The sequence below is a fragment of the Rhodococcus sp. NPDC019647 genome (assembly GCF_044389235.1).
In the GTDB taxonomy this organism is placed as follows: Bacteria; Actinomycetota; Actinomycetes; order Mycobacteriales; family Mycobacteriaceae; genus Rhodococcus_F; species Rhodococcus_F oxybenzonivorans.
This window is the reverse complement of sequence record NZ_JBIRXS010000006.1, coordinates 1-13797: the sequence shown is the minus strand read 5'-3', so window position 1 is coordinate 13797 and position 13797 is coordinate 1. Positions and strand designations below refer to the sequence as shown.

Below are 13797 nucleotides of genomic sequence, written 5' to 3'. Positions count from 1 at the left end.
CGAACCGGTCTCGTCGTGCAGCAAAATCAGCCGCGCATCGACGGCGCAGAAGGAAGGGGGGACCCGGCGACGCCCTGCTTCGGTACCGGGAGTTCACTAGAGTCGAGCGAGGTCGCCCAGATCGACAGTCATTTCCGACAGAGAGCCAGGGACCACCCGATGATCCACGTCCGTCATTCCGCGGTAGCCGCCGTCCCCATCGACGTGGCGTTCACGTACATCGACGACTACAGGACGGTCCCCGACTGGATGTTCGGCGTGTCGGATTTCCGTCCCATCGGCGGTTTCGATCAGGGATTGGGCTCGACGTTCGATGCGTCGATCCACATCGGCCCGACCACGCTGCGGTCCCGCCTCGAGGTCACCGCCTGGGAAAAGGATCGGGTGATCACGTTGGCATCGCTCGACGGCGCGGCCAACTCGTCGACGTGGACCTTCGTGGCGCTCGGCCCAGACAAGACCGAACTCGGCGTCGACTTTGCGTACAAGCTCCCCGGAGGTTTGGCCGGCAAGGCCCTCGGGCTCATCGTCGAACCGTTCGTCGAGACGGCCGTGAAGAACACCGAGGCGACCTTGCGGCACAACCTCGAGGAGCTGTACGAGAAACGCGACGCCGACGGCAGCTAGCGGCCCGGCAGGAAAGCGAGCCTGCCGACCGTCGTTCCCTCGCCGAGTCGGGCGAGTCCGTCCGCTACCTCGCTGAGTCCGAGGCGTTCACTGATCATCGGCTTGATGTCACCGGCATCGGCCAACCGTGTCAGCTCAGCGTGGCATTCCCTGATCGCCGCGGGATCGTAGGCGTTGTAGAGACCCCAATGCAGTCCGATGATCGAGTAATTCTTGATCAGCGCATGATTGAGGCCGGGCGAGGGAATGGTGCCACTGGCGAAACCGATGACGACGATTCGGCCCTCGAACGCGATGCACTTCGTGGACTTCGCGTACGAGTCGCCACCCACCGGATCGAACACGACGTCCGCGCCGCGCCCCCCGGTGAAGTCCTTCACCGCGGCGACGAAGTCCTCACTGTGCCGGTCCACGACGAGATCGGCGCCGAGAGCCCGGGTGTACTCGGCCTTCTGAGGGCCGCCCACCACACCAATCACTTTTGCGCCGGCCGCCTTGCCCAACTGCACGGCCGCGCTACCCACTCCGCCGGCTGCCGCCTGCACGAGAAGTGTCTCGCCCGCCCGCAGCTGTGTCCTGCGGTGGAGCGCGAACCATCCCGTCTGATACCCGATCGACAACGCCGACGCCTCCGCGTCGTCCAATGTGGCCGGTGCCGGGAAGGCCGTCGCCACCGACATCACGGCGAGTTCCGCGAAACCGCCGTTCGGCAGGCTGGGCATGCCGATCACCCGGTCACCGACCGCGAACTCGGTGACACCCTCACCGAGCGCCACCACCTCACCGCACAATTCCACCCCGGGCGTGAAAGGCAGCGGCGGCTTGATCTGGTACTCGCCGCGGCACAACAGCACGTCCGGGAAGTTGGCGGGAGCTGCAAGAACCTTGACCAGCAGCTCCCCGGACTTCGGCTCCAGGTCGGCGACGTCCTCGAAAGTGAGGACCTCTCTGGGTTGCCCTACTTCGTGCACACGCCATGCCTTCATCGATCAGTCCTTCGGTCCGCCGGCGACGTAGACGACCTGCCCCGAGACGAACCCGGCGCCTTCACTCGCGAAGAACGACGCGGTATGGGCGATGTCAGCGGGCTGACCGACACGAGCGACAGGAATCTGTGACGCCGCGGCGGCTTTGAAATCCTCGAAGCTCATACCGACGCGCTCGGCCGTGGCGGCGGTCATCTCCGTCTCGATGAATCCGGGTGCAATCGCGTTCGCGGTGACGCCGAATTTTCCGAGCTCGAAAGCCAGCGTCTTGGTGAAGCCCTGCATGCCTGCCTTGGCGGCCGAGTAGTTGGCCTGGCCGCGGTTGCCGAGCGCCGACGTGCTGGACAGGTTGACGATACGGCCGAACTTGGCGTCCACCATGTATTTCTGGACGGCACGTGACATCAGGAAGGCGCCACGCAGATGCACGTTCATCACGGCGTCCCAGTCGTCGACCGACATCTTGAACAGCAGGTTGTCGCGGGTAATCCCGGCGTTGTTGATCAGGATCGTCGGTGCGCCCAGTTCGGATGCCACGCGCTCGACAGCCGCCGTGACCGAGGCCTCGTCCGCCACATTGGCACCCACGGCGAGGGCCTCGCCGCCGGCCGACGTGATCGCGTCGACCGTCCCGGCACAGGCGGACTCGTCGAGGTCGAGGACGGCGACTGCATGTCCGTCGCTCGCCAGCCGCTGTGCGACGGCGGCGCCGATACCGCGGGCCGATCCGGTGACGATGGCGGTTCTACGGTCCTGGCTCACTTGTTTCCTCCATGGTGGTTGTCGTCGGTTGTCGAACGGTATTTACGCAGTTCTCGTCTTGCGATGGAAAGTTTGTGCACTTCATCCGGACCGTCCGCGAGGCGCAGCGTCCGCATATGGGCGTACATCATCGCCAACGGGAAGTCATCGGTGACACCCGCGCCGCCGTGCACCTGGATCGACCGATCGATAATTTTCAGCGCAATGTTGGGCGCCGCGACCTTGATTGCCGCGATCTCCGTGCGCGCTTCCTTGTTCCCGACGGTGTCCATCAGGTAGGCCGCCTTCAGTGTCAACAGGCGCACCATCTCGATCTCGATCCGGGCCTCGGCGATCCAGTCCTGAATATTGGCGTTTTCGCTGACCGGTTTCCCGAACGTCACCCGCGACGACGCCCGCCGGCACATCAGCTCGAGCGCCCGCTCGGCCATCCCGATCGCCCGCATGCAGTGGTGAATGCGTCCCGGGCCCAGCCGGGCCTGGGCGATCGCGAAACCCTCTCCCTCACCCTTGAGCACGTCCTTGGCCGGAACCCGCACGTCGGCGAAGTCGATTTCCGCATGCCCCTCCCGGTCCTGATATCCGAACACCGGCAGGCCCCGCATCACCGTGACACCGGGCGCATCGATCGGCACCACCATCATCGACTGCTGCCGGTGCGGCGCCGCCGACGGATCGGTCTTCCCCATCACGATCATTACCTTGCAGTTGCGATGCAAGGCATTGGACGCGAACCACTTCCGACCGTTGAGCACGTAGTCGTCGCCGTCGCGGACCATCGACATCTCGATGTTCGTCGCATCCGAACTCGCCACCGCGGGCTCCGTCATCGCGAACGCGGACGCCATCGTCCCGTCCAGCAACGGCTTCAGGTACTTCTCCTTGTGCTCGTCGGTGCCGAACAGCGTGAGCACTTCCATGTTCCCGGTGTCGGGTGCGTTGCAATTACAGGCCTCGGACGCGAGATGGCTGCGGCCCATGATCTCCGCCAACGGCGCATACTCGAGGTTCGTCAGGCCCGGACCCCACTCCCGATGCGGATGAAACAGATTCCACAAACCCCGGCTACGCGCCTCCGCCTTCAACTCCTCGAGGATCGGCGGCTGAAAATGCGGATCACCCGCGTCGCGCATCTGCTCGTCGTACACCCTCTCCGCGGGATACACGTGCGAGTCCATGAACTCCAGTAGATCGGTCTGGTACTTCTTCGCGCGGTCGGATACGTCGAACACAGACATGCGAACTCCTCGTGGAGGTGGGTCAGGAAGACTGGCCGAGTAGTGCGGCCTGATAGCGGCGCATTCCCCGGATCCATCGGTCGTAGTCGGCGCCCTTGTGTCGATACATCTCCAGCACCTCGGGGTGCGGAAGGATCAGGAACTGCTCCGCTTCGATTGCCGCGAGAGCACATTCGGCCACGTCGGCCGGTTCGAGTACCGCTCCGGCAGTGGTGACAGCGCGTGCAGCCGTGGCCGACAACGCAGCGTCGTCCGTCAACAGCTTGGTGTTGACACCCATCGGGCACAGGCAACTGACGCGCACACCTTGATCGCCGTAGGTGACGGACAGCCACTCGGCGAAACCCACGGCCGCATGTTTGCTCACCGAATAGGGCGCCGAGCCGATCTGCGTCAGGAGTCCGGCCGCCGAGGCCGTACTGACGAAGTATCCTTCGCCGCGCTCGACCCAGCCCGGTATCAGCAGACGCGCAGCCCGAATGTGGGCGCGAACGTTGACGTCCAGCGCGAGGTCCCACACTGCGTCGTCGGCTTCGAGGTCGCTGCCTGCCGCCACACCTGCGTTGGCGAAGTAGAGGTCGACGGGACCGAATTCACTTTCCGCTGCCGAGATGAGCGATGCGATCTGCATCGTGTCCGATGCGTCGGCTCCCACCGCGATAGCGGCACCCGGACTGGTGACGGTGATCCGGTCGACGACGGACTGCGCCGACGCGGCGTCGAGGTCGGATACGACCACGCGGGCGCCTTCCGCGGCCAGCCGCTCCGCCAGAGCACCACCGATTCCGCCTCCACCTCCGGTGACGATGGCAACTTTCTGCGCTATCTGCACGAGATTCCTCCCTCGGGGGACAGGCTGATGAGCCCCAGTCTTCCACAGAACTTACCTGAATCCGGTGTCGGATTCAGATTTGCGGACCTGGTGTTGCCGTCACCGAGCCGCGGTGTTCAGTCCCGATCGGGGAACCGCAGGCCGTTCGCCCAGATTCGGGTAGTGGTGAAGACGACGTCGTCGAATTCGATGGGGGTGCCTCCCGAGCCGTGCTCGTTCGCCACGAAGGCGCTGTAGGCCAGGCGGCTGACCATCCCGGACAGCGCCCGCGACGCCAGCATCGGGTCCAGCTTCGTGTCGGCGATTCCGCGCGCCTGCAGTTCGGCGATGCCCCGGGCGTTGCGGGCAATGAAGGCATCGGCACGCTGCCGGCGCAGATCCGCGAATGCCGGGTCGATGTGAGCTACCTGCTCGAGAAGTCCCATGAGCTTGGCATTGCGACGATAGGCCTCGAGGTATGCGCGATTACTGGCCTCGAGCACCGCGTACGGATCATCGGTGTCCTGCACCCGCTTCATCCCGGGATGCATCATGTCTTCCTGCGCCGCCTCCAGGACAGCGGCGAACACCTGCTCCTTGTTGTCGAAGTAGGTGTAAAAAGACCCCGTCGAGCACTGGGCTTCCTTGGTGATGTCGGTGAGCCGGGCGTCGAGGTACCCGGACCGCTCGAACACCGTGCGCGCTGCCGCCACCAGAGCCGCACGAGTCCGTGCACCCCGAGGGGTCGCGGGCGGCTCCCGCAGCAGAGCGGTGGCCGCCATCGACGGGGCGGGTTGATCGTCCCAGTCTTCGTGGGCGGTGCGCGTGGTCATTTCCTACTTATACGCCAGCGCACCGACCCCGCCCAATCCGGCGGTCAGGTGATCGTGATGCCGCCGTCCACCGCGATCGTCTGTCCCGTGACGTACGCGGCAGCGTCCGACGCCAGCCAGATCACGGTCGCAGCCAGCTCCTGCGGGTCACCGAGTCGGCCGAGCACCAGCCGCGGCCGCATCGATTCGAGGTACCCGTCCTGGTACTGGTCTGTCATCTCCGTCTCGAAAAATCCGGGGGCGATCGCGTTGACGCGGATCCCCTTGCGGGTACCCCACTGCTGCGCGAGGTCGCGGGTCAAACCGATCACCCCGGCCTTGCTCGCGGCGTACGCGGCCTGGGGTAGTCCCGCGGTGGTCAACCCCAGCACGCTCGCAATGTTGACGATGGCACTGCCCGGCTTCATCACCTTGCCTGCCGCCTGGGCCGCCCAATAGGAGCCGTTCAGGTTGATGTCGACGACCTGCCGGAACTGCTCGGGGGTTTCCCTCGTCGCGGGCACGGCGGTACCGACGCCTGCGTTGTTGATGAGCACGTCGACGCGACCGAACTGCTCCATGGCCTTGTCGATCATGTTCTGCGCTTGCGCCGGGTCCGCGATGTCCGTCGCCACACTGAGCGGCGTCCTCCCCGCAGCCCGCACCAGCTCCGCAGTCTTCTCGAGACGGTCCGTGCGCCGGGCGGCGAGCACCACATCGGCGCCCGCCTCCGCCGCAGCCTGCGCGAACGCAACCCCGAGACCCGAAGACGCCCCGGTCACGACGACCACCCGGTCGGTCAAGCTGAACTTGTCGAGAACGGACATACGAAGCGACTCCTTTGTCATCGGGCTACGGGGTACGGGCTCAGAGGCCGAGGTCGCGGCCGATCAGTTCCTTCATGATCTCGTTGGAACCGGCCCAGATCTTGGTGACACGCGCATCCATCCACGCGCGGGCGGCGCGGTATTCCGTCATGAAGCCGTATCCCCCATGGAGCTGGACACAGTGGTCGAGGACCTCGTTCTGCACCTGTGCAGTCCACCACTTCGCCTTGGCCGCGTCTACGGCAGTCAGCTCACCGGCGGCATGGGCGGCGACACAGTTGTCGACGAAAGCCTGGGTCACCTCGACGCGCGTCACCAGATCTGCAAGAAGGAACTTGTTCCACTGCAACGATCCGATGGACTGACCGAACGCCTTGCGCTCCTTGGCGTACTGGATCGTCTCCTCGAGGATCGGCGCTGCGTGCGCAATGTTCGAGATGGCGGCACCGACGCGTTCCTGCGGAAGCATCTCCATCATGTGGATGAAGCCGCGGTCGATCTCGCCGATGATGTTGGTGGACGGCACCCGGACGTTCTCGAAGAACAGTTCCGCAGTGTCGGCCTCGTGCTGGCCGACCTTGTCGAGCTTGCGGCCGCGCTCGAAGCCCGCCATCCCGGTCTCGACCGCGAACAGGGTGATTCCCTTGGACTTCTTCTCCGGGCTCGTGCGTGCCGCGACGATCACCAGGTCGGCGTTGTAGCCGTTGGTGATGAAGGTCTTGGAGCCGTTGATGATCCAGTCGTCGCCGTCCTTGACCGCGGTGGTCTTCAGCGCAGCAAGGTCCGATCCGCCGGACGGCTCGGTCATCCCGATTGCGGTGAGCAGCTCGCCGGTGCAGAACTTCGGCAGCCAGCGCTGCTTCTGCTCCTCCGTGGTGAGCTGAACAAGGTAGGGCGCGACGACGTCGGCGTGAATCCCGAAGCTCGACGACACAGCAGCACTCGCACGTGAGAGCTCCTCGGCGAGAACAGCGTTGAACCGGTAGTCGCCGGCTTCGCTTCCGCCGTAGGCCTCGGGGACTTCGAGTCCCAGGAGGCCGTTACGGCCGGCCTCGAGCCAGATTTCGCGGTCGATGAAGCGCTGCTCGATGAGCTTGTCTGCCACCGGCAAGATGTTGCGGTTCACGAACTCGCGGGCGGACTCGCGGAACGCCTCGTGATCGGGGCCGTACAGGGTGCGTCGCATGACCAATCCTTCTGGGTTCGAACTCTTCGCTATGTGACGCTTCGGGCATGTAAGCGTCTGCTTATTTTCTAAGCGCTTGCTTATAGTGATACTGCGACACGGTATTGTCAACCGCCGCAGAGCCGAGGATGGAGAGAGTCATGAGCGAATCACCGAGTCAGGTGATCAGCCCCTCCAAGGCTGCCGCGCGCATCCGCGCTGCTGCTGTCGACGCCTTCGCCACCAATGGGTACGGCGGAACCACTACCCGCGAGATCGCGGCCCGGCTCGACATGAGCCCGGCAGCCATGTACCCGCATTACCGGTCCAAGGAAGAATTACTCTTCGCCATCAGCTACGAGGGACACACCGCAGCCCTCGACGTCGTGACCGGCGCCGATCTACCGGACGAGTCGCCGTCGTCCCGGCTGAAGGCGCTGATCGGAGCCTTCGCCAGTTGGCAGGCCACCCATCACGCCCAGGCACGTGTCGTCCAGTACGAACTCAACGCCCTCACCCCCGAGCACTATCGCGACGTCGTCAAACTTCGGCGCGACATCACCCGCGTCGTCCGGGCCGTCGTCGATGCCGGCGCCGCCACCGGCGAGTTCACCGTTCCGGACGGCGAAGGCGTCACTCTCGCGCTCATGTCCCTGTGCGTTGATATCTGCCGATGGTTTCCGGCCGGCGCCTATACCGAACCCCATGTAGTAGCCGACCTCTACGCAGACCTTGCCATGCGCATGGTGGGAGCTAACTGACTCTTGCCCTTGCCTCGCCCGCCGAGTAAGATCGAACATAGGTTCGATTCGGGGGATTCGACGGTGGGGGCTTTCGGTGGATTCAGCAGCAGTGTCTACATTTCTGGCCGAGTTGCCGGAACTGGGCAGCGATATCGATGATGCTGCGCGAATCGACCTACTCCGCACGCTGGAAGAACTGAAGGCCGCATGCGCGGGGGCACAGGCCCGAGTGACGGCCGACCTCGATGCCTCCATCCGCGCATCCCGCGCAAATCAGGGCGTGCCCAGGAATCAGCAAGGGCGGGGCATCGCCAACCAGGTGGCGTTGGCGCGGCGCGACTCCCCCTTTCGCGGTGGGCGCCATCTCGGAATGGCCACCGCGCTGGTCCACGAGATGCCTCGCACGCTAAGGCTGCTCGAGCAGGGAATCCTCAGTGAGTGGCGGGCCACCATCCTCGTCCGCGAAACCGCCTGTCTCACGCGGGAAGATCGCACTGCCCTCGACTTCCTGCTCTGCGCCGACCCCGCGACACTCGACGGTCTCGGCGACCAAGCCGTGTGCGCCAAGGTCCGGGCTGCCGCCGCGCGGATCGATGCGGAGGCGGTAGTTCGTCGAGCGCGGAAGGCCGTCTCCGATCGGCGGGTCACCTCACGACCGGCACCCGACACCATGGCGTACGTCAGTGCTCTCCTCCCAGTGGCGCAGGGAGTAGCCGTACATGCCACCCTCGCCCGCGATGCCGACGCGATCCTGGCCGCTGGCGATGCACGAACCAGGTCGCAGATCATGGCGGACCTCCTGGTCTCCCGCGTCACCGGCAGCACCACCGCTGCCGAACGGCCCGTCATCACAGTGAACCTGGTGATCTCCGACCAAGCCCTTCTCGGCGGCGGATGCGAACCCGCTCACGTGCAAGGGTACGGCCCTGTTCCCGCAGCGCTTGCCAGGCAATGGGTTTCGGACGCCGCCAGCGCCGAGTCCGAGTCGGGAGCGTTGTTGCGACGGGTGTACGCCAACCCGCAGTCGGGTGCCCTGACCGCCACGGAGTCGCAGGCACGGTGCTTCCCGACAGGACTGGCCAGGCTCATCGATCTCCGCGACAAACTATGCCGGACGCCATGGTGTGACGCGCCGATCCGACACCACGACCACATCCAGTCCCGGCATACCGGAGGCCCCACCACCGCACACAACGGTGCCGGGCTTTGTGCTGCGTGCAACTACGCCAAACAGGGGGTCGGGTGGAACGCCAGTGCGCACCAGCAACCCGGCAAGGCACACGAAATCGAACTGCGCACGCCCACCGGACACCGATACCGGTCAACCGCACCCCCGCTGCCCAGGCCCCTACGAATCCGCGGAACCGAGGTCACCTCACCGGTCGAGCGCCTCATCATCCACTACCTTCACGCGGCCTGAACATCAGCAAGATTTGCAATCCGACCCCAACACGCGCGTGCGGTAGCATCACCGCACGCGACCGTGGGGGTCCAGTCGAGCAGGGGGATGGGGAATGAGCAACACACTGCGTCTGGAAGATGACGCGATCGAAAAGTGCGTGGGGGTCTGCGACACGATGTTGGAGCAGATTGATGATGCGATAAAGAAGGCTAGCCGACTGGCCAGGGTCTCTGGATTCGGCGGGTTCAATTCAGCCATTGAATTGCAAGAAGGCTATCAACGAAAGTTCACCGGTGACGAGAGTAGTGGCTCAGTACGTTCACGGTTATACGAATTCCGCGACGCAGTGATGCAAATGCGAAACACGTTTGCCGCCGGCGGAGCGGCTTTTGCAGACGCGGACAGCGAGATAGGCAAAATTTTGAATGCGATAGAGGGAACCGAGTGAAGAGACGTGCAGCAATTTATAGAGGCATTCCCCGCTACATAGGGTTCATCCTTGCAGTCGTTTCGGTAGCTGCGTGCAGTACCCAGGCGGCCACAAGTCAGTCAAACGACGACGGTCCCTCAGTCACTTCTCCGCGAACACCGCGTCACACCGACAAGTCCGATCGGCCGCAAGTTAATTTCGACCCTTGCATCGATATCCCCGACTCCGCACTGATCGAGGCCGGTTATGACCCGGCTAGTGAGGAGAATGCAGACTTCACATCAGACGAGTACACGTTCCTTGGATGCGCCTACGACACACCAAAACGCCGCTATGGGATGAATGTTCTCTCGGGGAATGTTTCTTTCGCTGAAGAGGAAGCGAAGGTCGCACCGCACGCTTCACCTATCGAGATTAACGGCAGGCGTGCACTGCTCGAGTTCAATCCAAGCGAACGTGACGTGTGCGCGGTGACAATCGAGACTTCCTCTGGATTCCTGATCCTCGATCGGAACATCTTCCTTGACCAAGTTGGCCCATCACCCGAGTCCGAATGGTGCGCCGGCCTGGAGGACACCGCCCGCATTTTCGAACGCTACATCCCGAAGGAGGGATGACTCGTGGCACCGAAGGACGTCGTATCGGAGTTGCTCACTTCGCTGAGTCCGAACGGAGCGGGGCAAGCACGCCGATCTACCTTGCAGACCTCCGCAACTACGCTCACCGCCGATGCAGCGATCGATGATCCATACATCCGGACCATGGAGAGTTTCCACGGTATGAGCCATGAGGAGATGTACTCGCAGGTTCAATCCATGGTCCCCGACGCCATTGGCGAGCTCGCACAGGCCTGTCACGGCATCTCCAATTCGCTACCCCTCGCCTTCGGTTTCGCAATTCTCCGCAACACCATCAGCGAAAAGTGGGAGGGCGCAGCCGCCGACGCCGCGTTGCTCGCCACGGAAAAACTGGCACAAACCAGCGGTCAGCTCACCTCCAGCCTTGCCGCAATCGCGGTCAAACTGGACATCTTGAGTAGTGCGGCGGCAGATGTCAAAGCCGCTGTGCCACAACCTGATAGTTCTTTTGGCATACTCAGCCAGCTCCCACTCAGTCCGCTTGCGGCGGAGAACTCGGAGACGGCGCGCGAAGCTGCGCGCCTGGAGGCCGTCCGGAAGCTGGAAGCAATCTATGTTCCGAACTATCGCGATGTTGGAACCAACGTCCCGCGATTGCCCGAGCCTTACGCCCCATCAGGCGCAGCTGCTGACGGTGCGCGAATCCTCGGCGTGGACGGCGCGGGTTCTCCGGGTGCGACTGACCGATCCGTGCTGAATGGCGACGGAGGGTTCACGTCCGGCACCGGCGACTCCCCCGCGAACGGTGATGCCGCGACGGACGGACAACCTAACGCCAATGACCCGGCGGCTACGTCTGCCGCGAGTGCCGAGGGTGCCGGCCAGGGCGGAGGCACTGGATCCGGATCAGCAGCAGGTACTGCGGCCCCGACTACCGCCGCGAATAGCCCGAACGCCGGGGCGGCCGGTTCAGGTGTCGGTGGTTCCGCAAATTCCGGCGGTGTCGGCGGCTACGGCGGGGGTTCGCGGTCGGGCAGCTCCGGCCCGGGTAGTGGTGGCAGTGGCGCTGGTGGATCGAGCACCCGCAAGCGCAATGACAAGCGGGACAGCGAATCGCAGGGAAGCTCCGTGGTATCGGGTAGCCCGATACCACCAGGCGGGGCAGCAGCAGGAGCTGGAGCTGCGGCCGCCGCAGCTGCCGCGACACCGGTGAAGCCGAGCATGAGCCGACCCGGAATGGGCATGGGTCCGGGCATGATGGGTGCACCCGGACGGGTCGGCGGCAACGGTGATGGTGACACCGAACACCAAACCCCCAGCTACCTGATCAACGTCGACAACGGCAACGAATTGATCGGCAAACTCGATCCCGTAGCCCCACCGGTCATCGGCGCATGAACTGGCAGCTGTCCTCGGCGCAGTTCATGTCTCTCTGGGAGGCAACAAATCTCGACAGAATGCCGTACCCGTTGTTGTATCGTTCGGCCGCTGCGACCGCGGACGGGTACGCCCGCCAACAGCGCGAACTGGAAGAGTGGCGGCTCGCCCTCCGCGAGCCGGAACTCGACGCCGCGATAGCCGCCCTACGGAACCCCGACATGTCGGTTACCGTCGTCGCCCCCTCCGCCGAAGCCGACTCTGGGGTGCGGCGGAGGGGCAGCATCCGCGGCCGGGTTGCGGTCGTCGCCGAACAGTTGCGTGGTGCCCCCGGGCGGGGAGACATACGACTCGACTTGAACACGGCCACGGACAGCGCAAACGTCGACTGGCTCACTACCCGGTTGCTGCTCGATCTTCCCGACTGCACACCCGGACGAACCCCCTCGCTGACGGCACACCCCGACGACCTCGATACCGGTGGCCACCGTTCCTCGGTGCTCCAGAATGCTCAGGCTTCGGACGGCGCGTTACTGAGGCGACTGGTCACTCGACCACGGACGGGCATCGGATACATCTGCATCCGCGGACAGCGTCGGGAGCTCGACGAACCGGTGCTCGGTGAACTGACGTGGATCGATGTGGAAGCCGACGGGCGATACCTCTACCACCAGGATCACCGCGTCCATCTGCGATCGGCGACCGTTCACACAGTCCGCGAAGAGCTTGGGAAACGTCTGGGCACTGCCCTGGCCGCACCTTCGCCGAGACGGCGCTGAGCGTTACTCTGGTCGCATGGCCGATCGGGACAGGGACGGAACAGGCAAACCCGTCAATGCGCGCCCCCGCGACGAACTCGGCCGCCCGCTGCCGCACGACGCCGAGGGTGTGCCCCGCATCCCGGATGACCTGCGGTTACCACCCGACGAGTCGATCACCGAAGCGCAACGCCTCCTGGACCACGGTATGCCCTTCCACGCCCATGAAGTTCTGGAAGGCACGTGGAAAATCGCGCCCGAGGATGAGCGGGAACTGTGGCAAGGACTCGCTCAGCTCGCCGTCGGATTGACGCATCTGATGCGCGGCAACAAGACCGGCGCCCGCTCACTTCTGCGCCAAGGTCACGACCGTATCCGGCATTACGAGGTCGAGGCACCGCACGGCCTCGACATCTCCGGACTGCTGACGTGGTCCGAACACCTCACCGATGAGATCGATCGCGTCGACCCGCTGCCGGCGACGCCCGTCCCCCGATTGCGAATCCCCTGATGCCACTGCTCCCCATGTTCCCGCTGGGATCGGCGATGCTGCCCGGCCAGCAGCTGCCGTTGCACGTCTTCGAACCGCGGTACCAGGAGTTGGTTCGCGACTGCCTCGCTTCACCTGACGGTCCCCGGTTCGGTGTCGTTCTGATCGCCCGCGGCCACGAGGTGGGTGGCGGCGACGTACGCCATGATGTCGGGACCATCGCCCGCATCGAATCCCATGCCACTGTCGGCGACGGGCGTTACGAGCTGTTCTGCCGGACCGAAGATCGCATCAAGGTGTCGAAGTGGCTGCCCGACAATCCTTATCCGATCGCCGAGGTCGATCTGTGGCCAGACGAGAACACCGGCACACAGACCGCCGACTACGAATTCCCGGCCCTCGTCGAGCGACTCGAGTTCCTGTACGGCCTGTTGCGACGGCTGGCGATCGCCACCGACAACGTCCCACCCGAGGTTCCCGTGGTCAGCGGTTTCCGAGGTGACCTGGGTGCGCGGCTCTACGAGCTGGCCACCTACATCCCGATGGGCGACGCCGATCGCCTCGAAATTCTCGCCGCTGCCGGCGCCGACGAACGGACCAGGGTGGTGTCCGAGGCCATCGAGAACGCCATCGAAATGGTGCAGTTCCGGCTGCTGTGATCCACCCCTCCCCGAGGGTGGTCAAGAGTGGTCCGGAGAGCGTGTACAGTAGGAAATGCAACGCGGGGTGGAGCAGCTCGGTAGCTCGCTGGGCTCATAACCCAGAGGTCGCAGGTTCAAATCCTGTCCCCG

At 64.4% G+C, this 13797-nt stretch carries 16 protein-coding genes; 9 read left to right on the top strand and 7 right to left on the bottom strand.

What is annotated here, in order from left to right; genetic code table 11:
• The first annotated feature begins 159 nt into the window (after positions 1-159).
• A complete protein-coding gene (locus ACH49N_RS14370; protein WP_159923687.1) occupies positions 160-627 on the top strand; it encodes an SRPBCC family protein in 468 nt (155 codons plus the stop codon).
• On the opposite strand, the gene ACH49N_RS14365 is transcribed toward ACH49N_RS14370, so the two are convergent.
• From ACH49N_RS14365 to ACH49N_RS14335, 7 genes are all read right to left on the bottom strand, one after another.
• On the bottom strand, positions 624-1613 hold the full coding sequence (locus ACH49N_RS14365; protein WP_109333764.1) for an NADPH:quinone oxidoreductase family protein: 990 nt from the start codon (positions 1611-1613) through the stop codon (positions 624-626). The genes ACH49N_RS14370 and ACH49N_RS14365 overlap by 4 nt on opposite strands.
• Before the next feature lie 3 nt (positions 1614-1616).
• Entirely contained in the window at positions 1617-2375 is a 759-nt protein-coding gene (gene fabG, locus ACH49N_RS14360; RefSeq protein ID WP_159923685.1) for a 3-oxoacyl-ACP reductase FabG, read from the bottom strand.
• The gene (locus tag ACH49N_RS14355; protein WP_358273249.1) at positions 2372-3613 is read right to left on the bottom strand and encodes an acyl-CoA dehydrogenase family protein; all 1242 of its coding nucleotides are present in this window, start codon (positions 3611-3613) and stop codon (positions 2372-2374) included. Before ACH49N_RS14355 ends, fabG begins: the two co-directional genes overlap by 4 nt.
• A gap of 22 nt (positions 3614-3635) precedes the next feature.
• Positions 3636-4445, bottom strand: coding sequence for an SDR family oxidoreductase (locus ACH49N_RS14350; protein ID WP_358273251.1), 810 nt, complete (start codon positions 4443-4445; stop codon positions 3636-3638).
• A gap of 116 nt (positions 4446-4561) precedes the next feature.
• Positions 4562-5257 carry a TetR/AcrR family transcriptional regulator gene (locus ACH49N_RS14345; protein ID WP_109333772.1) on the bottom strand — a complete coding sequence of 232 codons (696 nt, stop codon included), beginning with the start codon at positions 5255-5257 and terminating at the stop codon, positions 4562-4564.
• Positions 5258-5301: 44 nt separating this feature from the next.
• On the bottom strand, positions 5302-6063 hold the full coding sequence (locus ACH49N_RS14340) for a glucose 1-dehydrogenase (protein WP_358273253.1): 762 nt from the start codon (positions 6061-6063) through the stop codon (positions 5302-5304).
• A 40-nt stretch (positions 6064-6103) separates the two neighbouring features.
• Positions 6104-7249, bottom strand: a complete 1146-nt coding sequence (locus ACH49N_RS14335) for an acyl-CoA dehydrogenase family protein (protein WP_317765078.1) — start codon at positions 7247-7249, stop codon at positions 6104-6106.
• 140 nt (positions 7250-7389) lie between these two features.
• Here ACH49N_RS14335 and ACH49N_RS14330 point away from each other — a divergent pair, with 140 nt between their 5' ends.
• The 8 genes from ACH49N_RS14330 (at position 7390) to ACH49N_RS14295 (ending at position 13665) form a co-directional block, all read left to right on the top strand.
• On the top strand, positions 7390-7989 hold the full coding sequence (locus ACH49N_RS14330) for a TetR/AcrR family transcriptional regulator (RefSeq protein WP_358273255.1): 600 nt from the start codon (positions 7390-7392) through the stop codon (positions 7987-7989).
• A 76-nt stretch (positions 7990-8065) separates the two neighbouring features.
• Positions 8066-9391 carry an HNH endonuclease gene (locus tag ACH49N_RS14325; RefSeq protein ID WP_397504609.1) on the top strand — a complete coding sequence of 442 codons (1326 nt, stop codon included), beginning with the start codon at positions 8066-8068 and terminating at the stop codon, positions 9389-9391.
• Positions 9392-9485: 94 nt separating this feature from the next.
• Positions 9486-9821, top strand: a complete 336-nt coding sequence (locus tag ACH49N_RS14320; RefSeq protein WP_358273258.1) for a hypothetical protein — start codon at positions 9486-9488, stop codon at positions 9819-9821.
• Positions 9818-10420, top strand: coding sequence for a DUF3558 domain-containing protein (locus ACH49N_RS14315; RefSeq protein WP_358273259.1), 603 nt, complete (start codon positions 9818-9820; stop codon positions 10418-10420). Before ACH49N_RS14320 ends, ACH49N_RS14315 begins: the two co-directional genes overlap by 4 nt.
• A 3-nt stretch (positions 10421-10423) precedes the next feature.
• A complete protein-coding gene (locus ACH49N_RS14310) occupies positions 10424-11779 on the top strand; it encodes a hypothetical protein (RefSeq protein ID WP_358273261.1) in 1356 nt (451 codons plus the stop codon).
• Positions 11776-12537 carry an ESX secretion-associated protein EspG gene (locus ACH49N_RS14305; RefSeq protein WP_358273262.1) on the top strand — a complete coding sequence of 254 codons (762 nt, stop codon included), beginning with the start codon at positions 11776-11778 and terminating at the stop codon, positions 12535-12537. The genes ACH49N_RS14310 and ACH49N_RS14305 overlap by 4 nt, the downstream gene beginning before the upstream one ends.
• A gap of 16 nt (positions 12538-12553) precedes the next feature.
• A complete protein-coding gene (locus ACH49N_RS14300) occupies positions 12554-13027 on the top strand; it encodes a DUF309 domain-containing protein (protein WP_159923662.1) in 474 nt (157 codons plus the stop codon).
• Entirely contained in the window at positions 13027-13665 is a 639-nt protein-coding gene (locus ACH49N_RS14295) for an LON peptidase substrate-binding domain-containing protein (protein WP_159923660.1), read from the top strand. Before ACH49N_RS14300 ends, ACH49N_RS14295 begins: the two co-directional genes overlap by 1 nt.
• Positions 13666-13797 lie beyond the last annotated feature (132 nt).